Source organism: Polaribacter sp. Hel1_33_78, from assembly GCF_900106075.1.
GTDB lineage: Bacteria > Bacteroidota > Bacteroidia > Flavobacteriales > Flavobacteriaceae > Polaribacter.
In genome coordinates, this window is sequence record NZ_LT629794.1 from 1,404,861 (window position 1) to 1,431,144 (window position 26,284).

Consider the following 26,284-nt stretch of genomic DNA (forward strand, 5'->3'; position numbering starts at 1 on the left):
AACGTTTCTATATGAAAGACTAAACTGTTTATGCGTTGTGACAGTTTTGTGAAAATAAAAATAGTCTTTTTAAAGAGAAAGTGATTAATTCAATATTTTAAAGACTTTCCAGTATGGAGTTGACATTATTTTTATCTTCTATTTTAAGCAAACTCCATTGCAAGTCATAGCAAATTGTTTCTCCAATTTTTAATTTCTTTTCAGGACTCAAACATTCTAATTCGCTAAATAAATGATTTCCAAATATGGTTACAGAAGTTCCTCCATCTGGATATGAGTTTTTATCATCAAAATTAAATTTTTCTATAAATAAAGTTTTGTGTAAATACCCAGCAATCCAATTCTTAGAATCTGCACCTACTTTTTGAGGTAAATTGTCAGATGATTTTAATTTTAAAATAGCACTATTTAGGGCTGCGTTTATATGAGCATTATTCTTTGCATCTGGCCACTTAGGTATTAAAAAACCGTTTTCAAATATACTTTTTTTATTGATGGGTAAGTAGCTAGTATTCGGTGTTTTAATTTTAGATAAACTCCAAATAGTTAGTGGAATTTCTTCAATAACTTTATTTTTAGCAGCAGTTTTTTTTGTCAATTTTTGTTGAATTTTAACTTTTGTTCCATTTTCTGACATTGTAATAATTCTTTCTAATTGTATCCCTAGTAATTCACTCAAAGGACTCTTTAGAATAACGCCGTTTTTTAAGAAAGTAACCTCATAAGAACTCGCATTTAGAAATGGATCTGGTACGTGTCTGCTGCCAGTTAAAATATTAAAATATTCTTCAGAGCATGGTAAAACTCTATTGCCACCAAGATTTGGAGCTTGGTTCGTATTGTTTTCTTGAAAGTAATTTCCAGCATTAAATTTAATACCTTCAAGTTGCTCATTTTCATAAAACATATTTGTTCCGTCTAAGAAACCATAGTGCATAATTCTACCAATTTCTGGTACTACTAAAATTTTAATAGTTGAATTTGAAATTTCTATTGTTTCTTTCCAGCCTTTATATGATATATTCTTTATTTTTATCTTAGACATATCTTTTGTTTTAGTTGCAAAAATGATAAAAAAAAATGAAGTAATTAAATTCTATTTACCAATGGCACAACAATTGTCTTATTTAAATGAGATAATGAAGGGTTTAATTTTAAACAATTGGTTATCAATTAATTATAATTAAAATAGTGATATTGGTTTTTATTGATTCAATAAATCAATGTCACAATGACAGATATACAGAAAATGAGCAAAACAAAGATTATAAAGTTAGACAGTTTGTCGTTTCAAAACATCATGAACGAAGATGCTGAATTAATCCCATTAATGACGCCAGAAGATGAAGAAATCATCAATAAAGAGAGCGTTCCTGCAATGTTGCCAATTCTTCCGTTAAGAAATACCGTTCTATTTCCAGGAGTTGTAATTCCTATTACGGCCGGAAGGGATAAATCCATTCAATTAATTAAAGATGCCAATAAAGGTGATAAAATAATTGGAGTAGTAGCACAAAAAAATGAAGAAGAAGAAGACCCTGGTTTAAAAGATATACATACAACGGGTGTTGTGGCACAAATTTTACGTGTGTTAAAAATGCCTGATGGAAATACAACTGTTATCATTCAGGGAAAAAAACGTTTTGAAATTGATCAAATTATTCAGGATGAACCTTATTTAAAGGCAACTGTAAAAGAAGCTGTAGATGATAGAAGTATTGAAGACAAAAAAGAGTTCGATGCAATTATAGATTCTATTAAAGAACAAGCTTTAGAGGTTATTAAGGAAAACCCAATGTTACCTTCAGAAGCTTCATTCGCGATTAAAAATATTCAATCCAATTCGTTTTTAGTCAATTTTATTGCTTCTAACATGGATTTAAGTGTAATGCATAAACAAGTAATTTTAGAAAAAGACAATCTAAAAGAACGAGCTTTATTAACACTCAAAAACTTAAACAAAGAGCTACAGAAATTACAATTACGTAATGACATTCAATCTAAAACACGTGAAGATTTAGATCAACAACAACGTGAATATTATTTAAATCAGCAGTTAAAAACGATTCAAGAAGAATTAGGAGGCGTTTCTAATGATGAAGAATTGGAAGAAATGCGCAAGCAGGCCAAAAAGAAAAAGTGGACTAAAGAAGTAGGAGAGACCTTTGATAAAGAACTGGCTCGTTTGCGAAGAATGAATCCACAAGCTGCAGAATATGGTGTGCAAAGAAGCTATTTAGAATTATTATTAGAATTACCTTGGGGCATTTATTCTGAAGACAAATTCGATTTGAAGCATGCTACCAAAGTTTTAGATCGAGATCACTTTGGTTTAGAAAAAGTAAAAGAAAGAATTATAGAACACTTAGCTGTTTTAAAATTAAGAGGTGATATGAAATCACCTATTATCTGTTTATATGGCCCTCCAGGAGTTGGTAAAACTTCTTTGGGGAAATCTGTTGCGGAAGCTTTAGGGCGCAAATATGTTAGAATGTCTTTAGGTGGTTTACGTGATGAAGCAGAAATTAGAGGACATAGAAAAACTTATATTGGCGCAATGCCGGGTCGTTTAATTCAGAATTTAAAAAAATCAGGAACTTCAAACCCTGTTTTTGTGTTAGACGAAATAGATAAATTAGGTCAAAGTCACCAAGGCGATCCATCTTCAGCGATGCTAGAAGTATTAGATCCTGAGCAAAATGAGGCTTTTTATGACAATTATTTGGAAGTTGGTTATGATTTATCGAAAGTACTTTTTATTGCTACAGCAAATAATTTAGGTCAAATTCCTTGGGCTTTGCGTGATAGAATGGAAATTATAAATGTTTCTGGTTATACAATTGAGGAAAAAATAGAAATCGCCAAAAGACATTTATTACCAAAACAATTAAAAGAACACGGTTTAACAACTAAAGATATTAAGTTAGGAAAAAAACAAATTGAACAAATTGTTGAAGGTTACACGCGTGAGTCAGGAGTTCGTGGTTTAGAAAAGAAGATTGCAAAAGTGGTTCGTTTTGCAGCTAAATCTATCGCACTAGAGGAAGAATATGATATCGCTGTATCTTCAGAAAAAATAGAAGATATTTTAGGAACCCCAAGAAATAGAGATAAATTTGAAAATAATGATGTTGCTGGTGTAGTTACAGGTTTAGCATGGACGCAGGTTGGAGGTGATATTTTATTTATAGAATCTATTTTATCAAAAGGAAAAGGAACACTTTCTATTACAGGTAATTTAGGAACTGTAATGAAAGAATCGGCAACAATTGCATTACAATATATAAAATCCAATGCGGAAGAATTTGGTATTAAACCAGAAATTTTAGAAAAGTACAATGTCCATATTCACGTTCCTGAGGGAGCAACACCAAAAGATGGGCCTAGTGCAGGTATCACCATGTTAACCTCTTTAGTCTCCTCTTATACACAACGTAAAATTAAGAATAAATTAGCCATGACTGGCGAAATTACCTTGCGTGGAAAAGTATTACCTGTTGGCGGAATTAAAGAAAAAATATTAGCTGCTAAAAGAGCAAATATTAAGGAAATTATTTTGTGCAAGGACAATGAAAAAGATATTTTAGAAATAAAAGAGAGCTATTTAAAGGGCTTAACTTTTCATTATGTAACCGACATGAAAGAGGTCATAGAATTGGCGCTCACAAAACAAAAAGTAAAAAACGCTAAGAAATTAGTCTAAATTTAAAAGCCTCCTAATTGGAGGCTTTTTTTATTTTAATAAAAAAGTGTGGAAAATTTATTTAAAAAAATCTTTAGATTTTTCCCAGTAAACATCCATCTCAGTTAAGGTCAAGTCCGAAAGTTGTGTACCATCATCCTTGGCAGCTTGTTCTAAATATTGAAAACGATTTATAAATTTTTTGTTCGTTTTTTCTAGAGCATTTTCAGGATTTACGCCAATAAATCGAGCGTAATTAATCATGGAAAACAAGACATCTCCAAATTCTTTTTCAATGTCTTCTTTATTTTCCTTCTTTATTTCTTCATTTAGTTCAGAGAGTTCTTCTTGTACTTTTTCCCAAACTTGTTCTGGTTTTTCCCAATCAAATCCAACACCTGCAACTTTATCTTGTATTCTATTCGCTTTTACAATGGCGGGTAGACCTTTAGGAACGCCTTCTAAAACAGAGTTTTTACCTTCCTTTAGCTTTAATTGTTCCCAATTACGTTTTACATCTTCCTCATTCTCCACTTTTACATCCCCATAAATGTGAGGATGTCTATGAATTAATTTATCAGAAATAGAGTTAGCAACATCCCCAATATCAAAAGCATTTTTTTCACTTCCAATTTTTGCGTAAAAAACAATGTGCAAGAGAACATCTCCTAATTCTTTTTTAATTTCTTGCAAATCATTATCAAGAATAGCATCAGCCAATTCATACGTCTCTTCTATTGTTAAATGACGTAAACTTTCTAATGTTTGTTTTTTATCCCAAGGACACTTCTCACGAAGTTCGTCCATTATATCTAACAAACGATTAAAAGCTGCTAATTGATCTTTTCTTGTATTCAAAATGATAAAGTGATTATGCTTCTTCAGCTTTTTCTTCAGCAATCTCTTCTTTAATTGCAGAAAAGTCTAAACCAGCATTTACTAGTAAGTTAAACCACTGAATTACTTTTTTTATGTTAGAAGTGTATACTCTTTCATCATCATAATTTGGCAAAACTTCAGCAAAAAATGCCGCTAATTTTTTACCACTTTCTTTGTGAGAAATTGCTTCTGTACCTTCAGTTTTTTCAAACATAGATTTAAAGATTTCTAATAAAGGTACATCTTCTTCAAACGTATAAATTGCAATGTTTTCTAACAAACTTACATTTTGAGTTGAGTTAATTGCCAAACGTTTTTTGTCTGTCAAAGACTCAACGATAATTGAATTTTTAGATTGTGATATTACTTGAAATAAACCAGGTTTACCAGTAACCGAAATAATTTTACTAAATTCCATATGTATATTTTTTATGTCTTTGAAAGACTATTTACCTTTTTTTAAATTAGGAAAGCGCATTCTATAATCAGCATTAATTTTTCCTTTAGAAATATTTTCTAATTTCTTTTTGATTAATCTTTTTTTAAGTGTTGAAAGTTTGTCCGTAAATAATACTCCTTCAATATGATCAAATTCATGTTGAAAAACTCTAGCAGCCAATCCTTCTAAAACTTCTGTATGTGTTTTAAAATCTTCATCTTGATATTCTAAGGTTACTTTTGGCTGACGATATACATCTTGACGGACATCTGGTATACTTAAACAACCTTCATTAAATACCCATTCTTCACCTTCTTCTTTTAGAATTTTAGGATTGATAAAAACTCTATTAAACGTCTTTAAAACTTCCCTTTCTTTTTCATCTAAATCTTCATCTTCAGCAAAAGGAGAAGCATCAATTAAAAATAAACGAATTGATTTTCCAATTTGTGGAGCCGCCAAACCAACACCAGAAGCATTGTACATGGTTTCTTTCATATTGATAATTAATTCCTTTAGATTTGGATAATCTATGTCAATCTCGATGCCTGTTTTTCTAAGAACGGGATCTCCGTAAGCAACAATAGGTAAAATCATTTTTGTCTTTTTAATTACTGCAAAAATACAAAGTTTGTAACTTGAATAAAACTATTTATTATATAAAAATGACTGAAGAATGATCGTTGCGCTTATTTCATCAACTAAAGCTTTGTTTCTGCGCTGGTTTTTATTCAAACCACCATCAATCATTGTTTGAAAAGCCATTTTAGAAGTAAAACGTTCATCCACTCTTTGCACTGAGATTTGTGGTATTACTTTGGATAGTTTTTTTAGAAAAGGAAGGATTAAGGCTTCACTTTCACTATCAGAGTTATCCATTTGTTTTGGTTTTCCAACTAAAAAAAGCTCTACTTTTTCTTTAGAGGTATAGTCTTTTAAAAATAAAATTAATTCCTCAGTATTTACTGTCGTTAAACCAGAAGCAATAATTTGTAGTTCGTCTGTAACTGCAATTCCTGTTCTTTTTTTTCCAAAATCGATGGCTAAAATTCTTCCCAATCTGTATACTATTTATGCAAAAATATAGTTTATACTTTTAATAGTAATAATTAAAGAGAATATTATCAAGAAGTTCGTTGAAATTAGTTCTTGGATTTTAAACAAAGAAGAAATATATGTTTAAAAAATGTATATTCGCCTGAGATTTTACAGATAAATTTATATTTGCAAAAAGTAAAGTTTAAAATGAAAGAAATTAGAAAAATTATAGAATCAGCTTGGGAAAATCGTGATTTATTAAAAGAAGAAAAAACTATTAGTACAATTCGAAAAGTAGTTGATTTATTAGATAAAGGTGAATTAAGAGTTGCAGAGCCCATTGAAGATGGATGGCAAGTAAATGAATGGGTTAAAAAAGCAGTTGTTTTATATTTTCCAATTCAAAAAATGGAAACTTTAGAAGCTGGTATTTTTGAATATCATGATAAAATTCCTTTAAAAAGAAACTTTGCAGAAAGAGGAATTAGAGTGGTGCCAAATGCTGTTGCCAGACATGGTGCATATATTGCTTCGGGAACTATTTTAATGCCAAGTTATGTAAATATCGGTGCTTACGTGGATAAAGGAACGATGGTGGATACTTGGGCTACAGTTGGTTCTTGTGCACAAATTGGTAAAAATGTTCATTTATCTGGTGGCGTAGGAATTGGTGGTGTTTTAGAACCATTACAAGCTGCACCAGTAATTATTGAAGACGGCGCTTTTATAGGGTCTAGATGTATTGTTGTTGAGGGAGTGAGAGTAGAGAAAGAAGCTGTTTTAGGCGCAAATGTTGTGCTAACAATGAGTACTAAAATTATAGATGTTACTGGAGTTGAGCCTATAGAAATGAAAGGAAGAGTTCCAGCAAGATCGGTTGTAATTCCTGGAAGTTATACTAAGAAATTTGCAGCAGGAGAATACAATGTACCATGTGCATTAATTATTGGAAAAAGAAAAGAAAGTACCAACAAAAAAACTTCTTTAAACGAAGCATTGCGCGAATATGACGTTGCTGTTTAAGATTTGAAAAGGCTATGACAAAGATTACTGCTATTATCCCCACTTTAAATGAAGAAATTCATATTTCTAACGCTATAAAATCAGTGAGCTTTGCTGATGAGATTATTGTAATAGATTCTTTTAGTAAGGATAATACAGTAGCGCTGGCAGAAAAGCATAATGTGAAAATTATCAAACGTAAGTTTGATGATTTTTCTTCTCAAAAAAACTTTGCAATAGACCAGGCTAAATATCCTTGGATTTATATTTTAGACACGGATGAAAGAGTTACACCAGAAGTTGAAAATGAGATTCTGGAAGCCGTTAAAAACCCAAAAGATTTTGTTGGTTTCAATGTGCGAAGGACTTTTTTCTTTTGTGGAAGTAAAATTAATTACGGAGGTTGTCAAAGAGATAAAGTGATTCGTTTATTTTTAAAAGAACATTGCAAGTATTCTGGGGTTGTTCATGAAAGAATAGTTGCAAATGGAAAAGTAGGTTTTTTTAAAAATAAGATAGATCATTATTCTTACAAAAGCTATGATCATTATATTTCCAAAATGAATCATTATGGCCAATTAAGAGCTCAGCAATTTTTTGAAGAAGGACGAACAGTAAATCTATTTCATATTCTAATTAAACCACCTGCGCGGTTTTTTATTCATTATATTGTTAGGCTTGGGTTTTTAGATGGATTTCCTGGTTTTGTTTTTGCAAAAACGCAAGCATACGGAGTTTTAACAAAATACATAAAGCTTTGGTTGTTAAATAGAAATGCCACTAATGAGCGATAATTTTAAGCAAAATATTTCTATAATTATTGTAAACTATAAAAGTTGGAAGCCATTAGAGTTATGCCTAAAATCAATTACAGACATTTCTTTTCATAATTTGAATATTGAAACTATTGTTGTAGACAACTGTTCAAACGATAATTATTTTAGTGTTTTTCAATTAAAATTTCCAAGTGTTTCTTTTTCTCTAAATTCTGGTAATAATGGTTTTGCAAATGCTTGTAATTTGGGCGCTAAAAAAGCATCAGGAGAATTTTTGCTTTTTTTAAATCCTGATACGATTATAAACAAAATGGCCATTGAAAAAATGCATAATTATTTATTAGAAAATTCTAATATTGGTTTAGTTTCTTGTTTGCAAAAAAATAGTGATGGTTCTTATGAAAAAAGCTTTCGTTTTTTTCCTTCGTTTAAAACAATATTTGGTATTGTTAGAGCAATAAATGGGAAACAACTTCGTAAAAATATTATCAGAAAAAATAATATATTATTTCCAGATTGGGTTTCTGGAGCAGTTGTTTTAATTTCTATAAATTGGTTTGATAAAATACAGGGATGGAATGAAGATTATTGGATGTATTTTGAAGATGTAGATTTGTCTAAAAAAGTTGCTGATTTAGGAGGAGAGATTGCATTATTAGAAAATGTAGAAATTATACATAATCATGGTGGTTCTTCTAGAATTAATATTAAAACTGCTGCCATTACAAAAACAGAAGTATTAATATCAAAACATGTTTATATTTATAATCATTTTAAAGGATTCCAGTATTTTTTAATTCAATATTCTGTCATAACCACTGTTTTAATAAGTAAACTTATTTTGGGTATTTTTGGATTTGTATTTTTTTATAAACCAAAATTAAAACTAGAATCAAAAATATTAGTAAATTTAATAGAGTATTATTTAAAATCCATACTTAATAGAACTTGGCTAAGTTTTAGGTCAACTAATTTTAAATAAAAATTTTTATAATGAAAACAAAAAGTATAATAATTGATGTAGTTTTTACTTGGGTAGATGGTAAAGATGAAAAATATAGAGACAAGCTATTAAATTATATTCCTAAAGAAAAATCTAAAAATAATGAAGTTAGGGCTTTAAGTCAAGTACATGAAATTGAGTATGCAGTAAAATCAATTATAAAGCATGCTAAATTTGTTCGTAATATTTTTATAGTAACAGCAGATCAAACACCAGATTTTTTAAAAGATAAAGAAGAGGCTTCTAAAAAATATCCAAATGTATTTGTTATAAGTCACGATGTTATTTTTGAAGGTTATCATCAATATTTACCAACTTTTAGTTGTTTACCCATAGAATCTCTCTTATACAAAATACCTGAATTATCAGAACATTTTTTATATGCAAATGATGATTTCTTTTTGTTAAGAGAAGCAAAAATTTCTGATTTTTTTATCGATGGAAAACCTGTAATTAGAGGAGAATGGACTTCTTTTTATGAAGATATTTGGTATAAAAAAGTACAAAGTGGTTTTTATAATCTTATTAGAAAAGAAGATAAAATAAAGAAATGGGGATTTAAAAAAGGGCAACAAACGATTGCTAAAACTTTAGGTTTTAAAAAATATGTAAGATTAGACCATACTATTGCGCCTCTTAAAAAATCTACTTATGATAATTTTTATAAAAAATTTCCTGAATTATTAGATGTAAATATTAAGCACAAGTTTAGGCATCACGAGCAGTATACAAACCAGTCCTTAGCAAATCATTTAGAAATACAAAAGGACAATTATATTTTGAAAGAAGATTATCAATTAGTGTATTTTCAAAATTATAATAAACCTTTATGGTGGCTTAAAAATAGACTTAAAAAAGCTGAAAAAGATAAAAGTAAACTTTTCCTTTGTATGCAAGGATTAGATTTATGCCCCCAAGAAAAATTAATTTATATAAAAAATTGGCTTTCTAATAAATACGATTAATTCATCTACGTAAATAACACATCTAAAATATTACTTTTCTGTCTTTTTATTATTAAAATACAAATATTTAGTAGTATGATAATAAGCAGATAAAAGACTATCCATTTGCTTTGTAAGATTAGGTTTTTCAGTCTTTATATCTTTAATTCTATCATCTTCTAAACTGTAAAGACTAGCTTTCTTAGAAACGTTCGTTTTTTCATAATAATAACCATCTTTTATAACACCAACAGCTTTTTCTCCTTTACTTTGACTATGAACAAGTGCAGCAGTATTTATGTTAGTACTATCTAATAAATCTCTTCCTAAAGTGTAATTTGTGTAATCTATTTTCGCTAAACTTGTAGCTGTAGGAAAAATATCTACTAATTTTGCGTATTTGTCTATTTCTTGAGCTTTTGTATATTTTGGAGCATGAATAAAAAACGGAACATGATGTACTTGGATTCCTAAATCATCTTCATTATTTTCTAAAAAATTCAACTTTTTCATTCCCCCTCTATGATCACCAAAAAAGACAAAAATAGAATTTTCATAATAACCTGATTCTTTTGCCCTTTCTAAAAAGCGAGCAACATTAAAGTCTAAATAACGAATTCCATTCAGCTGTCCCAAAGATCTAAATCCCCCTTTAAGCAGAGTTTCTTCTTTAATTTCATTTTCTAAAATAGGTCTAAAACTTTCTTTATTATCAGGTATAGTGAAAGGCATATGATTTGTTGCTGTTTGAATATAAGCAACAAAAGGTTTTCCTTTTTCGTGCAATTTTTTTAACTTTTTATCAGACTCTTTAAATAAGTCGTAATCGTCAATACCCCAAACATCAGCTCTGTTGTTCTCTTCAAAACTTCCTTCTTCATAAATTTTTAAGTCTTTAATATTTGACTGAAAAACGCCTCTAATATTTGCCCAGTTTGCAGAGCCTCCCAAAAAATATAACTTTTCATAACCTTTGTATTGATCAAAAATAATTCGTTGGTCTATAATCATAGGGTTTCTTGAAGCTGTTTTTACATCTTCAATATCCGGTAAGCCAGTAATACTTGCAAAAACGCTACCTGCTGTTCCTGGTTTATGAACATAAAACTTAGAAAAACTTAGACTTTCTTTAATGATAGAATCCATTTTTGGTGAACTATTTAAGGGATTGCCATAGTAACTCATAGTTGCAGTTCCAGTAGATTCTAACATTACAAAAACAACATTAGGTTTTTCTTTGTAAGGCTCTTTAAAAATTATTTTTTTAGTGAAATTTATAGTATCTAAAGGTAGATTCAAATGTTTTGCAATTACTGGGTAATACAGCTTAAATTTCTCAATATCTGCACCTTCACTCCTAAAAGCAAAGCTATCAAAGAAATATAAAACAGGGTTTAAGGCAAACTGATTTACACTGTTTTTTTTAGAGAAAAAAGCTTCACTCCAGCGCAAGGGATAATACGTTATGCTATTATAAATACCAAAGGAAAAAAGCAGAATGGTTAAAATAAAAAATAATGCTTTTAGTTTTTTAATTATTTCTTGAGATGTTTTAGAAAATAAATCATACACAAACATGGTATATTTATATATGATAAAAGATAAAATGGATAATCCTAAAACACCTTTGTATACAGGATAACTTTCAAGCAATACCTGACTAGATATTTTAAAATTACTTAAAAAACGAAGAGAAGAAGCATCTAAGCGAATTGCTAAATATTCATAATACCCAAAATCGAAAAGGTAAAATAGCGTCAAAATTAAGTAGGCTAATACCAGATAAATAGCTGCTATTCTTTTGTAAACGCTATTTTTAAAAAAACGATAGTTGGAAATTAAAACGATTAAAGCTAAAGGGAAAAAAGTAAGAATAGCTAATTTTAAATCAAAACGTATACCTAACGAAATAGCTTTTTGTATTTCTTCAGTAGGAATATTTTCTAGATCCGCAAAAAATAGATAGAAAAAACCTCTAAAAAAAACGACAAAAACAAAAAGAGAAAAAACATTTGTAAAGATGTATTTTATATAATTTGGAATTTTTTGAAACATGGATTTTATTGAGTTACAAAGGTAATATTTTTAGAATTACTTTGAATAAACAAATTTTAAAAACAAAGATATTATCAGAAGCTTTAAGTCAATATGAGAGGGAGGACTAGCATAATTTCTTCTCAAATTATAGATTTTAGAGTTTTAGTTAAATTTTCAAAGAAACAAAACAACATTTTATTAAAATGATCAATTTAAAAAGAGAAGTTTCAATTTCTTTTTTATTACTCTTAAATTATTAGGAATCCTAAAAAGCTATTCTTTATAATTTAAAAAGTATCTCATGAGAAATAATAGATAATTATAATACCAAGGGATAATCCTTTTAATAAATAGTACAACCAATTTTGAAAGATGTGTATTATATAGTAAATTTGCTCCAAAATAAAATGAATACAAATCATCTAAAATTAGCTACAGATATAGGTGTAAAATATTCAGGTTTTAAGACCATAATTCATGCAAAAACAGTTGTTTAAAGAAGCAATTTCATCAGAAATATTTAGGGTAATATCAATAGCATCAAAACAAATAGAAATTGAGAGTTATGTAATTGGTGGTTTTGTGCGCGATTTTTTCCTAAAAAGAGGATCGGCAAAAGATATTGATATAGTAGCAATAGGCAGTGGAATTGATCTGGCTATAAAGGTTTCTCAATTACTACCCAACAAACCGAAAGTGCAAGTTTTTAAAACGTTTGGAACAGCAATGTTGCGTTTTAAAGATGTTGAAATTGAATTTGTTGGGGCAAGAAAGGAATCATATTCGGATGATAGTAGAAATCCAGATGTAACCGAAGGAACCTTGCAAGATGATCAAAATAGACGCGATTTTACAATCAATGCATTAGCGTTAAGTTTGAATGATGAGAATTTTGGCGAGTTATTAGATCCTTTTAATGGAATTAAAGATTTAGAAAATAAAATTATAAAAACTCCTCTAAATCCTGATATAACCTATTCTGATGATCCTTTAAGAATGATGCGCGCAATTCGTTTTGCAACACAGTTAAATTTTATAATTGAAGACGAATCCCTTTCATCAATAGGTGAAAATGCTACTAGACTTGAGATAATAACAAAAGAGAGAATTGTTGATGAATTGAATAAAATCATGTTATCAAAAAAACCATCAATTGGTTTTCTATTATTAGAAAAAACAGGTTTATTATCACAGATTCTTCCTGAATTAATTGCTTTGAAAGGAGTGGAAGAGGTTGAAGGTCAAAAACATAAAGATAATTTTTATCATACCTTAGAAGTTGTAGATAATATTGCTGAAAACACAAACGATGTTTGGTTAAGATGGGCAGCTTTATTGCATGATATAGGCAAAGCACCTACTAAAAAGTTTAGTAAAAAAGTGGGTTGGACCTTTCATGCGCATGAATTTGTTGGCTCTAAAATGGTTCATAAATTATTCAAACGTTTAAAAATGCCATTGAATAATAAGATGAAGTTTGTTCAGAAAATGGTATTGCTAAGTTCGCGTCCAATTGTATTAGCCTCAGAAGTTACAGATTCTGCTGTAAGACGTTTAGTTTTTGATGCAGGTGAAGATATTAATTCTTTAATGACACTTTGTGAAGCAGATATAACAACAAAAAATCCAAAGAAGTTTAAACGGTATCACCATAATTTTGAGCTAGTAAGAATTAAAATTAAAGAAGTAGAAGAGAGAGATAAAGTTAGAAATTTTCAACCACCAGTTACTGGAGAAGAAATTATGAAGGCTTTTGATTTAAAACCTTGCAGAGAAATTGGTCAAATAAAAGAAGCGATAAAAGAAGCCATTTTAGATGGTGAAATTCCAAATGAACATGAGGCTTCCTATAGTTTTATGATTGAAAAAGGAAAGCAGTTAGGGTTGTAATTAGCCTAAGCTTTGCATTGAAACCAATTTAAAGTACTCTCCTTGTATAGCGAGCAATTCTTCGTGTTTACCTTGTTCAACGATTTTACCCTTTTTGAGGACCAAAATTTTATCTGCTTTCTGAATTGTAGAAAGCCTATGAGCAATCACTAACGAGGTTCTGTTTTGCATCATTTTTTCTAAAGCAATTTGTACCAGTTGTTCTGATTCTGTATCTAGAGCAGAAGTAGCTTCGTCTAGAATCATAATCGGTGGATTCTTTAAAACTGCTCTAGCTATAGATAAACGTTGTTTTTGTCCTCCAGAAAGTGTGTTTCCACTATCACCAATATTGGTATTGTATTTTTCTGGTAAATTTTGAATAAATTCATCCGCATTTGCAATTTTAGCTGCTTCCATTATAGCTGTGTAAGAGGCATTCGGAGTTCCTAACTTAATATTATTCGCAATAGTATCATTAAATAAAATAGAATCTTGAGAAACAATTCCCATTAAAGCTCGTAAAGATGTTTTTGTAACATCTTTAATATTGCTGTTATCAATAAAAACATCTCCTTTATTAACATCATAAAAACGAGTAATTAAATTTGCTAAAGTAGATTTTCCACTTCCAGATTGACCAACTAAAGCAACAGTCTCTCCTTTGTTAATAGTTAAGGAAAAATTTTTCAAAACATATTGTTTCTTATATTTGAATGAGACGTTTTTAAACTCAATTTTACCTATAAAATCCTCTTTTATAATTGCATTGGGTATATCTTTAATGTCATTTTCAGTATTTAAAACAGTCATTATTCTTTCTGCAGAAGCTTCTCCTTTTTGAATATTGTAAAATGTGGTCGTTATTAGTTTAATAGGATTTAAAACGGTGTAAAATAATACGATGTAGCCAAAAAATTCATCTGGTTGTAAGGGACTTGTTTTAGATAAAACTTCTGTTCCACCATACCAAAGAATTGCAATAATAGTTGCAGAACCTAAAAACTCACTCATTGGTGAAGCTAATGTTTGACGGTGAAAAACGCTGGTCATTAATTTCCTAAAACTTAGTGTAGAGTTATTGAATTTACTTTCAATGACTCTCTCTGCATTAAAGCCTTTAATAATCCTTAATCCTGTTAATGTTTCTTCTATAAAGGATAAAAAATTACCAGTTTCTTTTTGAGCTTTTACAGAGTTTGCTTTTAGTTTTTTACTAATTGATGAAATTATAAAACCAGAAACAGGCAGTAAAACAAAAACAAAAAGTGTTAGTTTTACACTCATAAAAAGCATAATTGTTATTGATATAATAACAGTTAAAGGCTCTCTGATAATAACTTCTACGGATGTTAATATAGAGTTTTCTACTTCCTGCACATCTGAAGTCATACGTGCAATGATATCTCCTTTTCTCTTTTCTGAAAAATAGGAGATAGGTAGTTCTACAATTTTATTATATAATTTATCTCGTAAATCTTTTACAATTCCTGTTCTTAAAAAAGTAATTACATAGGAAGCTAAATATCTAAATAAGTTTTTTAGAAAAAAAAGTGATAAGGCGAGCAAACAGATGAAAATAAGTGTGTCAATTTCACCCGTATTTTCAATTTTTTGAGAAATTAAATGATAAAAACTTTCTTTTAAAAAGTCACCAATTTTTGTAATTCCTTCATAGGTTGGTTTATTGGTTATTTTTTTATCTGTACCAAAAAGTATTCCTAAGACAGGAATAAAAGCGAGAACAGATAAAACATTAAAAACAGCATAAAGAATATTAAATAAAATATTTAGAACAGTATATTTTCTATATTTCTTTTCATACTTTAAAATGTCTTTGAAATAAGCCATTAATTCAGTTTCATTTCTTTAATAATTCGTTGAATCTTTGCATCTAATTCAGCTTCAACTCCATCAGCATTTTTAGCTAGATCTAATTCAGTATTTACACTAAAATAGAACTTTATTTTTGGTTCCGTACCACTTGGTCTTGCTGCAATTCTTGTTCCTGATTCTGTTTGATAAATGAGCACATTAGATTTTGGTAAATTAATGTTTGTTACGTCACCAGTAATTAAGTTTTTTCTCGTGGATGCTTGGTAATCAGAAAGAGATTCTACTTTTTCTCCATCAATTTCCGTTAATGGATTATTACGCATATCACTTAACATTTGCTGAATTTCTGCAGCACCATCCATTCCTTTTTTGGTGATAGCTATTAAGTGTTCTTTATAAAATTTATGATGTACATAAATATTAAGTAGTTCTTCGTAAAAAGAACTTCCATTTTGTTTTGCATACGCAGCTATTTCACAAGCTAAAAGAGTGGCAGTAACGGCATCTTTGTCTCTTACGAAGCCACCAACCATATATCCAAAACTCTCTTCTCCACCCCCTATAAAATCTAATTCAGGAAAATCTTTAACCATTTTTGCAATCCATTTAAAACCTGTTAAACCAACTTTGGTTTCAACATTATAACTGGAGGCAAGATCATTTACCAATTCAGTAGAAACGATCGTAGATCCAATAAATTGTTTACCATTAATTTTCCCTTCTTCTTTCCATTTTTTTAACAAGAACTGCGTCATAACAACCATTGTCTGGTTACCATTCATTAATTTTATATTTCCATCAGTATCTCGCACAGCAACACCTAATCTATCACAATCTGGGTCTGTTCCAATAACAATATCAGCACCAATTTTATTCGCTAAATCTGTCGCCATTTTTAAAGCCTCAGGTTCTTCTGGATTTGGTGATTTTACAGTTGGGAAATCACCGTTTGGCACTCTCTGCTCTTCAACAATATGAACGTCTGAGTAACCAGCTTTTGCTAATGCATCTGGCACGGAAACAATGGAAGTTCCATGTAAAGAAGTAAAAACAATTTTTAAGTTTTTTCTATCAATTTTATTAGACAAAGATCCATTTTTTACAGATTCTTCAATAAAAACAGCATCAACTTCTTTTCCAATAACTTCAATTAAATTTTCGTTGGCATGAAAATTGATTTCAGAAAAATCTAATGAGTTTACTTTACCAATAATTCCACCATCATGAGGAGGCACAATTTGCCCACCATCTGCCCAATATACTTTGTAGCCATTATATTCTGGCGGGTTGTGAGAGGCTGTTAAAACGATACCAGCATCACAATTTAAATGACGAACTGCAAAAGATAATTCAGGAGTTGCTCGCAAATCTTCAAAAAGAAAAACTTTAATGTTGTTCGCAGATAAAACATCGGCAACAATTTTCGCAAACTTCTTACTATTATGTCTGCAATCGTAAGCGATAACAACACTTAGTTGTTCTTTTTTTATATTTTCTATCAGGTAATTAGACAAACCTTGGGTTGCTCTCCCTAAAGTATACTTATTAATTCTATTGGTTCCGGCGCCCATAACTCCTCGCATTCCGCCAGTACCAAATTCCATATCTTTATAGAACCTGTCTGCTAAATCATCAGGGTTATTGTTAATTAATTCTTGAATTTCTGTTTGGGTTTCAGCATCAAAAGTAGAGTTTAGCCATTGTTTTGCTTTGTCTAAGATGTCTTGCATAGGTTTAAAATTAAGTAGGTTAATTGAAACACAAATATACTATTTAGAAATTGAGTTTTTCTTTAATAGTATAGTGTTTTTCAGTGCTTTTTGCTTTTATTATGAGTTCTCCAATAAAACCAGCTAAAAATAATAAAGTCCCTAAAATCATGGAAGTTAGTGCAATATAAAACCAAGGATTGTTAGTAATTAAAATAGTTTTAATACCATTATAGACTTTATACAGCTTGTAAATACCAATATAAAATGCAGATGTTGTTCCAAAAAGAAACATGAATGTACCCCAAAGACCAAAAAAGTGCATTGGTCTTTTTCCAAATCTGGATAAAAATGAAATGGTAATCAGGTCTAAAAAACCATTTACAAAACGATCCATACCAAATTTTGTTACTCCGTATTTTCTCGCCTGGTGCTGAATAATTTTTTCACCTATTTTTGTAAAACCTTCATTTTTAGCCAAAACAGGAATGTATCTATGCATTTCTCCACTAACTTTAATTGCTTTTATAACTTCGTTTTTGTAAGCTTTTAATCCGCAATTAAAATCGTGTAATTTTAATCCTGAAGTTTTTCTAGCTGCGGCATTAAATAATCTTGAAGGAATATTTTTGGTAATAACATTGTCATATCGTTTCTTTTTCCAGCCAGAAATTAAATCGAAATTTTCATCTACAATTAAATTGTATAATTCAGGAATTTCTTCAGGATTATCTTGTAAATCAGCATCCATAGTAATTACAACGTTTCCTTTTGCTAGTTCAAAACCTGCATCTAAAGCTTGCGATTTTCCATAGTTTTTTTGAAAACGAATTCCTTTTACTGCTTTATTTTTTTCTGATAATTGCTCAATAACTTCCCAAGAGTTATCTGTACTGCCATCATCAATAAAAATAATTTCATACAAATAACGATTGGATTGCATAACCTTTGCAATCCAATCGTGTAATTCTTGTAAAGATTCGTCTTCGTTTAGAAGCGGAATTACTAAAGAAATTTCCATGTAATATTTTTTAAAGAGGTAAAGTTACTAGTTTTAACTTTATACTTTTTTTAATAAGTCTCTTCTTCTGATTTCTTCATAATTGCAGAAATAATTGCAGAAAAAATAAATCCAATAAAAGCAGAAGCGGCTAGCATGATTGCAGAAGAAATTGCAGGTGTTTGAAATTTTTCTGTCATTGCCATAGATGCATCAATTTGTTCTTCAGATAAGCCTGCGTCAACCCAAGCTTGCCTCTGGAATTCTAAAGCTTGTTGTTGAAAATCTGGTTCTATAAAATTCATAAAAAGCAAAATATATACAACAGTGATCAGCGCACTTATCATAGTGATTCCCATACCAATTTTAACACCCTGACCCCATGAAATAAAACCGTTACTATTTTGTTTATAAGCATTAATTCCCATTACAATTAGAACAATCATAGCGACTGCACCAACGATACTGTTAATCCAATTTAATTCTAATAAACTTCCTGTTGCATATAAGGCTAGGTGAGAAATAACACTTATTATACCTAGATAAAGACCGTTATTCAAAATGATACTTTTACTGCTTACTTGATTTTCCATACTTTTTTAAAATTAGTTAGTGATACAAATATATTAATTTCATCTAGTTTAGACCTTAACTTTACCAAAAGTTAAAAAATAGACAAAAAAGACAAAACATCTAATTAGTACTCAGCATGTTAAAAATGTTACTTAAAATTTACTATTTTTTTTATAGATAAAATAAAAATGTGTTGTAAATTTGCAGCGGCAAGTCCTACACAACTAGCTCCCTTTGAATCCTCCAGGGCGGGAACGCAGCAAAGGTATTAGGTTGTAGCAGTGTGATGTAGGTAGCTTGCCATTTTTTGTTTCTTAAATTCACATCAGAATCGTATTAGATTCATATTTCAAAAATTCGCTTTCCTTTATTTCCTTTAAATTTATTTTTCGTTAATTCGTAATTTATAAGTAGAAGTTAATTTTATGTCTAAAGTTATATTAGTTACAGGTGCTTCATCAGGAATAGGAAATTCGATTGCATCTTTTTTGCAGGATAGAGGTTATAAAGTTTTTGGAACAAGTAGAAATCCTAAAAACGTAGAAAATTTTTCGTTTGAAATCATTGCTTTAGATGTTTTAAAAGTTGAAACGATTGAAAAGGCTGTTGCTCATATTATTAAAAAAGAAGGAAGATTAGATGTTTTAATCAACAATGCAGGAATGGGAATTACAGGTCCAATTGAAGACACTCCTACAAATGAAATTAGAGCAGTTTTTAATACCAATTTTTTTGGTGCTATTGATGTAATGAAAGCTGTTTTACCACAAATGAGAAAGCAGAAATACGGAATGATTTTAAATGTAACTTCAATTGCAGGTTATATGGGTTTGCCTTTTAGAGGTTTCTATTCTGCAACAAAAGGAGCTTTAGAAATTGTTACTGAGGCTGCAAGTATGGAAGTTAAAAACTTTGGAATAAAAGTGATTAATGTTGCTCCCGGAGATTTTGCCACCAATATTGCCGCAGGAAGATATCATACTCCTGTTTTTGAAAAATCTGCATACAAGCAAAAGTATCAAGCTAACTTAGATTTGATGGATTCTCATGTTGAAGGAGGTATGGATCCTCTAGAAATGGCCAAAACTGTTTATAAAATTATAAATACTAAGAACCCCAAAATACATTATAAAGTTGGTGGTTTTATGGAAAAATTTTCGATCGTTTTAAAGCGAATTTTATCAGATAGAATGTATGAAAAAATTTTAATGAATCACTACAAACTATAACGCTAGTTTTAGTTTTGAACAGAAATGTGGACTGCCTCAATTGGATGCAAATAAGTGTCTAATATTTCTACACTACATCCAGGTGAATTGAATTTAAATTTTATCCAACCATAATATTCCTTGTTGTCAAGGCCCATTTTTACAACATAGTAATTATCCAAGCTATTGTCAAAATATTTTTTGTAGGTTAAATTATTATGAAGAAAGAAATTAAAGTTTTGGTATGGATCATCAAATTCGTAAAAAACATCTAGTGCAACTTTTACACCATTGAAGTATTGATTTGTATTTTCGGATGTAAATGGTGGCTCAAAAATTACAGTATAAGGTTCTTGATTTTTTTTAGGAGATAAAATTTGGTTTTCATAATTATTTGTAGAAATTAATTTTATAGTGTGTTGGTTGAATTGTGGTTTGTTTCCGATATCTCTAATTTTTTCAGATATTATTTTAAAATCCACAATTCCGTCATTATTCATATCTATTTCAATAGGTAATTTACCTCCAAAGCAGTCATCAAAAAATATATAATTAGTATTTTCTATTTCTAAATTTTGTGCTGTGAATTCTAACCAAAACTTTCTGCTGTATACTTTTTTATCATGAGGATCTGTGAAGATTATGTTTCCTGTAAATTTTTTATCAAGTATCCATTCTCCTGTGTAAAATTCGGAAACGTTTATCTCAGTAATTGCAGAAACATCAACTTGTTTACCATCATAAAATTTAAAAGCACGTTTTATTTTTAAACAGCCATCTAACTTATTAAAAATAAAAGTAAATGTTTCTGTCTCACCATCATTACCAACCGACTGAGTATATTTAATTTTTACAACAGTTTCATTGTATGTGCCCTGCCAAAAAACAGGATTTGTTGCGTGCTGAATTACAACATTATCTTGTTCAGTAATTCCAATATTTGTATTGGAGCAATTATTAACTTCAGGTTCTTCTTGATCCTCAATTCCTGCTTTTGAGCTGCAAGAGAAAAGTAAGGTTGAAATTAAAATAATTAAGATGTGTCTTAGAAAAATCAAATATACTTTTTTGTAAAAATAAAGCTTTATTGCTCAGCTATTTGCAATAAATTGTTAAACATTTTTAAACTTTTTGTAAAAGAAATATAAAATAAAAATAGAAATATAGTTTTTTAAGTATTTTCATGGATAACTTTTATAAAACTTGCAGTTTAACGCCTAAAAATAAGAACCAAAGTTGTTATCTTTGTGCAAAATTAATTAAAAATTTTAAGAGATGAAATTTTTCATAGATACTGCAAATTTAGAGCAAATTAAAGAAGCACAAGCTTTAGGGATTTTAGATGGTGTAACCACAAATCCGTCTTTAATGGCCAAGGAAGGAATTACTGGAGAAGCAAACATTATTAACCATTACAAAGAAATCTGTGAATTGGTAGAGGGTGATGTTTCTGCGGAAGTAATTTCTACAGATTTTGATGGAATGGTAAAAGAAGGAGAGGCTTTAGCTGCATTAAATCCGCAAATTGTTGTGAAATTACCAATGATAAAAGATGGTGTAAAAGCATGTAAATATTTTTCTTCTAAAGGAATTAAAACGAACGTAACTTTAGTTTTTTCTGCTGGGCAAGCTTTATTGGCAGCGAAAGCAGGAGCAACTTATGTTTCTCCATTTATTGGACGTTTAGATGATATTTCTACAGATGGTTTAAACTTAATTGCAGAAATTCGTTTAATTTATGATAATTATGGCTTTGAAACTCAAATTTTGGCAGCTTCTGTGCGTCATACAATGCATATTATTGATTGCGCTAAATTAGGTTCGGATGTAATGACAGGGCCTTTAAGTGCAATTGAAGGGTTGTTAAGACACCCTTTAACAGATAGTGGGTTGGCTAAGTTTTTAGCAGATTATCAAAAAGGAAATTAATCAACACAGTTGGTTTTAGTATAAAATGTCATTTCGAGTTTTAAGTTCGGAATGACATTTTTTAAGATTAAAAAATGTATCCGAAAAAAGAACTCGCACAAATCGTAATTTCCGCTTGTTATCAATTTAAAATTGAGACAGTTGTAATTTCTCCAGGTTCACGCAATGCGCCTCTTACAATAGGTTTTTCTAATCATAAAGAAATAGAAACCTTAAGTGTTGTAGATGAACGATGTGCTGCTTTTTTTGCTCTAGGAATTGCCCAACAAACTCAAAAACCTGTTGCAATTTTATGTACTTCGGGTTCTGCGATGCTAAATTATTATCCTGCAATTGCAGAGGCATTTTACAGTAATATTCCGTTGGTAGTAATTTCTGCAGATAGACCAAAACATTTAATTGATATTGGCGATGGCCAAACAATCCGTCAGGAAAATGTTTTTGGAAACCATATTTTATTTTCAGCCAACTTAATTGAAAATCCTAAGTTTAAAACTCGAAATTCTCAATTAATTGGGGAAGCTTTACAAATATCAGTTTCGCAAAAAGGTCCCGTTCATATAAATGTTCCTTTTGATGAACCCTTGTACGAAACTGTAGATGTATTACAAAAATTTCATTTTCCTCATATTTCAATGAGTTCATTGGATAATTCTCATATTGATTACGAGAGTTTATCCAAAATTTGGAATGCAGCTGAAAAAAAAATGATTTTAGTGGGTGTGCATTATCCTGATACTGAATTACACAAGTTGATGGATTTTTATGCTGAAGATGAATCCGTTTTAATTTTAACAGAAACTACTTCTAATCTGCATAACGAAAAAGCTATTAATTCCATTGATCAACTTATCTTTTCATTAGATAAAAATCAGTTTAAAGAATTACAACCAGAAATCTTAATAACTTTTGGAGGAATGATAGTTTCGAAAAAAATCAAAAATTTTTTAAGAGATTATCAGCCAAAACATCATTGGAATATTGATGAGAAAAAAGCAATAAATACGTTCTTTTGCTTGTCAGAATTTATTCAGACAAAACCACTTGATTTCTTTTTTAATTTTCATAAGTATATATTAAAAAAGGGAAGTACGTATCAATCAAAATGGTTGACTATTCGTAATGAGAAAAGAGTAAAACATATTAGCTATTTGTCCAAAACAAAACATTCTGATTTTAAAGTATTTGAGCAAGCTTTAGAAAGTATTCCGAGCAATTGTCATTTACAAATAAGTAATAGTTCTATAATTAGATACGCACAATTATTTAGTGTCAAAGACACTATTAATGTTTTTTGTAATAGAGGAACGAGTGGTATTGATGGGAGCACTTCTACAGCAATTGGGGCTGCATTTTCTGAGAAAAATCAGACTATTTTTATTACTGGAGATCTCAGTTTTTTTTACGATAGTAATGCCCTTTGGAATAAAAACATTCCAAAGAGTTTTAGGATCATACTAATTAACAATTCTGGTGGTGGGATTTTTAAAATTATTCCAGGACCGAAAACCACTAATGCTTCTAAATATTTTGAAACTCCGCATTGTTTAACTGCAGAGTATTTGTGCAAAATGTATGAATTTGAGTATCAAAAAGCCTTTTCTACGGAGACAGTAAATGAGCAGCTAAATGGTTTTTATGAAGCATCAGAAAAACCAAAAATATTAGAAATTTTCACACCAAGTGAAGAAAATGATTTAATTTTAACAGCATATTTTAAATACATACAGTAATGGGTTTACAAGAGGATTTGCAAGAAGGAAAAGATAATTTACAAGAAGGAGAAAATAATTCGGAAGCGCAAGAGATGAATTTGCAAGAAGGAGAAAAAGTAAGCCTAATTATTGAGACTGAAACTGGTTTAGGTTATACTGTTTTAATCAATGAAGAATTTGATGGGTTACTTTTTAGAAGTGAAGTATTTCAAGATTTAGAGGAGAATATGGAAGTTACGGGTTACATAAAAAATATTCGTGAAGATGGTAAAATAGATGTTTCTCTAAGGCCACAAGGTTTTAGAAATGTTATTGATTCTGATGTAGATAAAGTACTTGCAAAACTGAAAGATAGTAGAGATGGTTTTATTTTAATTACAGACAAAAGTTCTCCAGATTCTATTCGTTTTCATATGAAAATGAGTAAAAAAGCTTTTAAAAAAGCTGTCGGAAATTTGTACAAACAAAAGCTAATCTTAATAAAAGAAGATAGGATAGAGTTGATTTAATTAAGTATTCAAAACCACTTTATCTGTTTTATTTTTAAAATAATTTCTAAAGTTAGTAGGTTTTTATAGCCCTCCTAATCTTAAAATATTTTCATAAAAAGCATCAGCATTCGGGTCTGATGGATCCATTTTTCCATAACCAATTTTGTAATGCTTTAAAGCTTTCTTATACATTTTTCCTGTTTCATAATATTTACCATGATAATAATTTCCTAAAGGAGAGGAAGGAAATAATTTTAAAATCATCATACCAAAATCAAGTAAACGATCTCCATTTTCTTTTTCAATGATAATATTTTCAATGGCATAAATATCTCTTTCTCTGATACCTAAATTGCTACCAAATAAAAACTCTATTTCTAAATATTTATTTTCTAGATAAGAAATTGCATCCAGGGGCGCTAATTCTTTAATGTTTTTTTCATATTCTTCTTTTGATATTCCTGAATAGACTTCGAAAACTTTTGTTAATGCTCGTGGTATTGCTTCACCTAATGCAGAAACTGAATTAGAGGTATTTATTACATCATTTATAACATTAAAATTTTTGATTTGTAAAAGGGATAAACCTTGTTGAACTTGATCTATTTTTTTCTGTTTAGTTGCAGGAAATGAATTGGAATTGCTGCTGTAGAAATAAAAAGTATTATCTTCTTTTCTAAATTTGAGTAGATTATAAGAAGCGAATTCTCTACCTATAAAATCAGAAAAGCTTGGGTTTATACAAATAAAAGAATTAATAAAAGCAGTGTTTTCTTGTAAAAAATGCGTAATTAAATTTGCAGAATATCCATGACCAACAAGACTTATAAACGGTGATGTTCTGAAATTACTTTCCATATAAAATAAAACTTCATCACGAACAAATTCGTAAAAATTATTTGCACTCAAAGTTAATTTTCCAGAATTAATATCAAAAGAAATATCCTTTCCTCTTGTTTCTTCCATAGAAAGGCCTACCACAATTTGTTTAGGTGCTTTGTCTTTTTTTGCAAATAAAATTGAATTACTTACATAAATATCGAATAAATCTTCTTCATCGAAAACAATGGCTAGAGGATAATTTTTAATACTATCTTTTTCATATCCTTCCGGAATAAAAATTCTGATATTTCTTGTTGCTTCTAAAATATCAGACTCTAAATTTTTTTGAATCGTTTTCTGAGAAAATCCCCAGAAACAAAAAAGAATAAATATTAATGTAAGTGATTTCTTAATCATAAGTTAGAATGTTTATTTTTGCAAGCAATTATCTTTTGTTCTGTGATAAGAACGCACAAAATACAAAAATATGATACAACCTGAATGGCAAACGGCCAAAGAATACGAAGATATTACCTATAAGAAATGCAATGGAGTTGCAAGAATAGCTTTTAATAGGCCAAATGTTAGAAATGCTTTTCGACCGAAAACTACAAAAGAATTGTATGATGCTTTTTATGACGCAGGCGAAGATATTAATATTGGCGTTGTTTTACTTTCCGCTGAAGGACCAAGTTCAAAGGATGGCGTATATTCTTTTTGTTCTGGTGGAGATCAAAAGGCACGAGGTCATCAAGGGTATGTTGGTGATGACGGATATCACCGTTTAAATATTTTGGAGGTACAACGTTTAATACGTTTTATGCCAAAAGCGGTAATCGCCGTAGTTCCTGGTTGGGCAGTTGGTGGTGGACATAGTTTGCATGTAGTTTGTGATTTAACTCTAGCAAGTAAAGAGCATGCTATTTTTAAGCAAACCGATGCAGATGTAACTTCTTTTGATGGTGGATATGGTTCTGCTTATTTGGCAAAAATGGTAGGACAGAAAAGAGCCAGAGAAATTTTCTTTTTAGGAAGAAATTATTCAGCGCAAGAGGCCTATGATATGGGAATGGTCAATGCTGTAATTCCTCATGACAAATTAGAAAGTACAGCCTATGAATGGGCGCAAGAAATTTTAGAGAAAAGTCCGACTTCTATAAAAATGTTAAAGTTCGCAATGAATTTAACGGATGATGGAATGGTTGGTCAGCAAGTTTTTGCTGGTGAAGCAACGCGTTTAGCGTATATGACAGATGAAGCAAAGGAAGGAAGGGATGCTTTTCTTGAAAAAAGAAAGCCGAATTTTCCTAAAAAATGGATACCATAGGTTTA

Annotated in this window: 23 protein-coding genes and 1 other RNA gene; 12 read left to right on the plus strand and 12 right to left on the minus strand. The window is 29.9% G+C overall.

Features of this window, described 5'->3' with window-relative positions; translation table 11 throughout:
* Positions 1-97 precede the first annotated feature (97 nt).
* Positions 98-1,045 (minus strand): hypothetical protein, encoded by a 948-nt coding sequence (locus BLT88_RS05910; protein ID WP_091953622.1) that lies wholly within the window; start codon positions 1,043-1,045, stop codon positions 98-100.
* Between the two features lie 186 nt (positions 1,046-1,231).
* Here BLT88_RS05910 and lon point away from each other — a divergent pair, with 186 nt between their 5' ends.
* Complete coding sequence (gene lon, locus BLT88_RS05915) at positions 1,232-3,703, plus strand: endopeptidase La (RefSeq protein ID WP_091953624.1); 2,472 nt, start codon at positions 1,232-1,234, stop codon at positions 3,701-3,703.
* Between the two features lie 57 nt (positions 3,704-3,760).
* Here the strand turns inward: lon and mazG are convergent, their stop codons facing one another.
* Genes mazG through ruvX form a run of 4 tightly spaced genes read right to left on the minus strand, consistent with a single transcriptional unit; the run spans position 3,761 to position 6,059 of the window.
* Entirely contained in the window at positions 3,761-4,540 is a 780-nt protein-coding gene (gene mazG, locus BLT88_RS05920) for a nucleoside triphosphate pyrophosphohydrolase (RefSeq protein ID WP_091953625.1), read from the minus strand.
* Between the two features lie 13 nt (positions 4,541-4,553).
* Complete coding sequence (locus tag BLT88_RS05925) at positions 4,554-4,979, minus strand: DUF5606 domain-containing protein (protein ID WP_091953627.1); 426 nt, start codon at positions 4,977-4,979, stop codon at positions 4,554-4,556.
* 27 nt (positions 4,980-5,006) lie between these two features.
* Positions 5,007-5,597 (minus strand): peptide deformylase, encoded by a 591-nt coding sequence (gene def, locus BLT88_RS05930; RefSeq protein WP_091953628.1) that lies wholly within the window; start codon positions 5,595-5,597, stop codon positions 5,007-5,009.
* Positions 5,598-5,648: 51 nt separating this feature from the next.
* Positions 5,649-6,059 (minus strand): Holliday junction resolvase RuvX, encoded by a 411-nt coding sequence (ruvX, locus tag BLT88_RS05935; protein WP_036785537.1) that lies wholly within the window; start codon positions 6,057-6,059, stop codon positions 5,649-5,651.
* A gap of 186 nt (positions 6,060-6,245) precedes the next feature.
* Between ruvX and BLT88_RS05940 the strand changes: the two genes are divergently transcribed.
* Genes BLT88_RS05940 through BLT88_RS05955 form a run of 4 tightly spaced genes read left to right on the plus strand, consistent with a single transcriptional unit; the run spans position 6,246 to position 9,784 of the window.
* On the plus strand, positions 6,246-7,061 hold the full coding sequence (locus tag BLT88_RS05940; protein ID WP_091953630.1) for a 2,3,4,5-tetrahydropyridine-2,6-dicarboxylate N-succinyltransferase: 816 nt from the start codon (positions 6,246-6,248) through the stop codon (positions 7,059-7,061).
* A gap of 14 nt (positions 7,062-7,075) precedes the next feature.
* Positions 7,076-7,834: a glycosyltransferase family 2 protein gene (locus BLT88_RS05945; protein WP_091953634.1), complete on the plus strand. Its 759-nt coding sequence runs from the start codon at positions 7,076-7,078 to the stop codon at positions 7,832-7,834.
* Positions 7,824-8,798 carry a glycosyltransferase family 2 protein gene (locus BLT88_RS05950; protein WP_157691147.1) on the plus strand — a complete coding sequence of 325 codons (975 nt, stop codon included), beginning with the start codon at positions 7,824-7,826 and terminating at the stop codon, positions 8,796-8,798. The genes BLT88_RS05945 and BLT88_RS05950 overlap by 11 nt, the downstream gene beginning before the upstream one ends.
* An 11-nt stretch (positions 8,799-8,809) precedes the next feature.
* On the plus strand, positions 8,810-9,784 hold the full coding sequence (locus BLT88_RS05955; RefSeq protein WP_091953637.1) for a hypothetical protein: 975 nt from the start codon (positions 8,810-8,812) through the stop codon (positions 9,782-9,784).
* A 30-nt stretch (positions 9,785-9,814) separates the two neighbouring features.
* On the opposite strand, the gene BLT88_RS05960 is transcribed toward BLT88_RS05955, so the two are convergent.
* On the minus strand, positions 9,815-11,818 hold the full coding sequence (locus BLT88_RS05960; RefSeq protein ID WP_091953639.1) for an LTA synthase family protein: 2,004 nt from the start codon (positions 11,816-11,818) through the stop codon (positions 9,815-9,817).
* A 459-nt stretch (positions 11,819-12,277) separates the two neighbouring features.
* Here BLT88_RS05960 and BLT88_RS05965 point away from each other — a divergent pair, with 459 nt between their 5' ends.
* Positions 12,278-13,690, plus strand: a complete 1,413-nt coding sequence (locus BLT88_RS05965; protein WP_091953641.1) for a CCA tRNA nucleotidyltransferase — start codon at positions 12,278-12,280, stop codon at positions 13,688-13,690.
* On the opposite strand, the gene BLT88_RS05970 is transcribed toward BLT88_RS05965, so the two are convergent.
* From BLT88_RS05970 to BLT88_RS05985, 4 genes are read right to left on the minus strand one after another with little or no spacing between them, the layout of a single operon-like run.
* Complete coding sequence (locus BLT88_RS05970; protein WP_091953643.1) at positions 13,691-15,520, minus strand: ABC transporter ATP-binding protein; 1,830 nt, start codon at positions 15,518-15,520, stop codon at positions 13,691-13,693.
* On the minus strand, positions 15,520-17,235 hold the full coding sequence (locus BLT88_RS05975; RefSeq protein ID WP_091953645.1) for a phospho-sugar mutase: 1,716 nt from the start codon (positions 17,233-17,235) through the stop codon (positions 15,520-15,522). Before BLT88_RS05975 ends, BLT88_RS05970 begins: the two co-directional genes overlap by 1 nt.
* Before the next feature lie 43 nt (positions 17,236-17,278).
* Complete coding sequence (locus BLT88_RS05980) at positions 17,279-18,235, minus strand: glycosyltransferase family 2 protein (RefSeq protein WP_091953647.1); 957 nt, start codon at positions 18,233-18,235, stop codon at positions 17,279-17,281.
* A 50-nt stretch (positions 18,236-18,285) separates the two neighbouring features.
* On the minus strand, positions 18,286-18,807 hold the full coding sequence (locus BLT88_RS05985) for a DUF4199 domain-containing protein (RefSeq protein WP_091953648.1): 522 nt from the start codon (positions 18,805-18,807) through the stop codon (positions 18,286-18,288).
* Positions 18,808-18,994: 187 nt separating this feature from the next.
* On the opposite strand from BLT88_RS05985, the gene ffs reads away from it, so the two are divergent.
* Positions 18,995-19,093: signal recognition particle sRNA small type (gene ffs / locus BLT88_RS05990), an RNA gene on the plus strand.
* A 119-nt stretch (positions 19,094-19,212) separates the two neighbouring features.
* Positions 19,213-20,016: an SDR family oxidoreductase gene (locus BLT88_RS05995; RefSeq protein ID WP_091953650.1), complete on the plus strand. Its 804-nt coding sequence runs from the start codon at positions 19,213-19,215 to the stop codon at positions 20,014-20,016.
* An 8-nt stretch (positions 20,017-20,024) separates the two neighbouring features.
* Here the strand turns inward: BLT88_RS05995 and BLT88_RS06000 are convergent, their stop codons facing one another.
* Positions 20,025-21,053, minus strand: coding sequence for a hypothetical protein (locus tag BLT88_RS06000; RefSeq protein ID WP_091953651.1), 1,029 nt, complete (start codon positions 21,051-21,053; stop codon positions 20,025-20,027).
* Positions 21,054-21,270: 217 nt separating this feature from the next.
* Here BLT88_RS06000 and fsa point away from each other — a divergent pair, with 217 nt between their 5' ends.
* The 3 genes from fsa (at position 21,271) to BLT88_RS06015 (ending at position 24,148) form a co-directional block, all read left to right on the plus strand.
* Complete coding sequence (fsa, locus tag BLT88_RS06005; protein WP_036785574.1) at positions 21,271-21,924, plus strand: fructose-6-phosphate aldolase; 654 nt, start codon at positions 21,271-21,273, stop codon at positions 21,922-21,924.
* Positions 21,925-21,998: 74 nt separating this feature from the next.
* Positions 21,999-23,657 carry a 2-succinyl-5-enolpyruvyl-6-hydroxy-3-cyclohexene-1-carboxylic-acid synthase gene (gene menD, locus BLT88_RS06010; RefSeq protein ID WP_091953653.1) on the plus strand — a complete coding sequence of 553 codons (1,659 nt, stop codon included), beginning with the start codon at positions 21,999-22,001 and terminating at the stop codon, positions 23,655-23,657.
* On the plus strand, positions 23,657-24,148 hold the full coding sequence (locus BLT88_RS06015; RefSeq protein ID WP_231960100.1) for a DNA-binding protein: 492 nt from the start codon (positions 23,657-23,659) through the stop codon (positions 24,146-24,148). Before menD ends, BLT88_RS06015 begins: the two co-directional genes overlap by 1 nt.
* Positions 24,149-24,211: 63 nt before the next feature.
* Here the strand turns inward: BLT88_RS06015 and BLT88_RS06020 are convergent, their stop codons facing one another.
* Complete coding sequence (locus BLT88_RS06020) at positions 24,212-25,369, minus strand: alpha/beta hydrolase-fold protein (protein WP_091953654.1); 1,158 nt, start codon at positions 25,367-25,369, stop codon at positions 24,212-24,214.
* A gap of 70 nt (positions 25,370-25,439) precedes the next feature.
* Between BLT88_RS06020 and BLT88_RS06025 the strand changes: the two genes are divergently transcribed.
* Entirely contained in the window at positions 25,440-26,279 is an 840-nt protein-coding gene (locus BLT88_RS06025; RefSeq protein ID WP_091953656.1) for a 1,4-dihydroxy-2-naphthoyl-CoA synthase, read from the plus strand.
* The last annotated feature ends 5 nt before the right edge of the window (positions 26,280-26,284 follow it).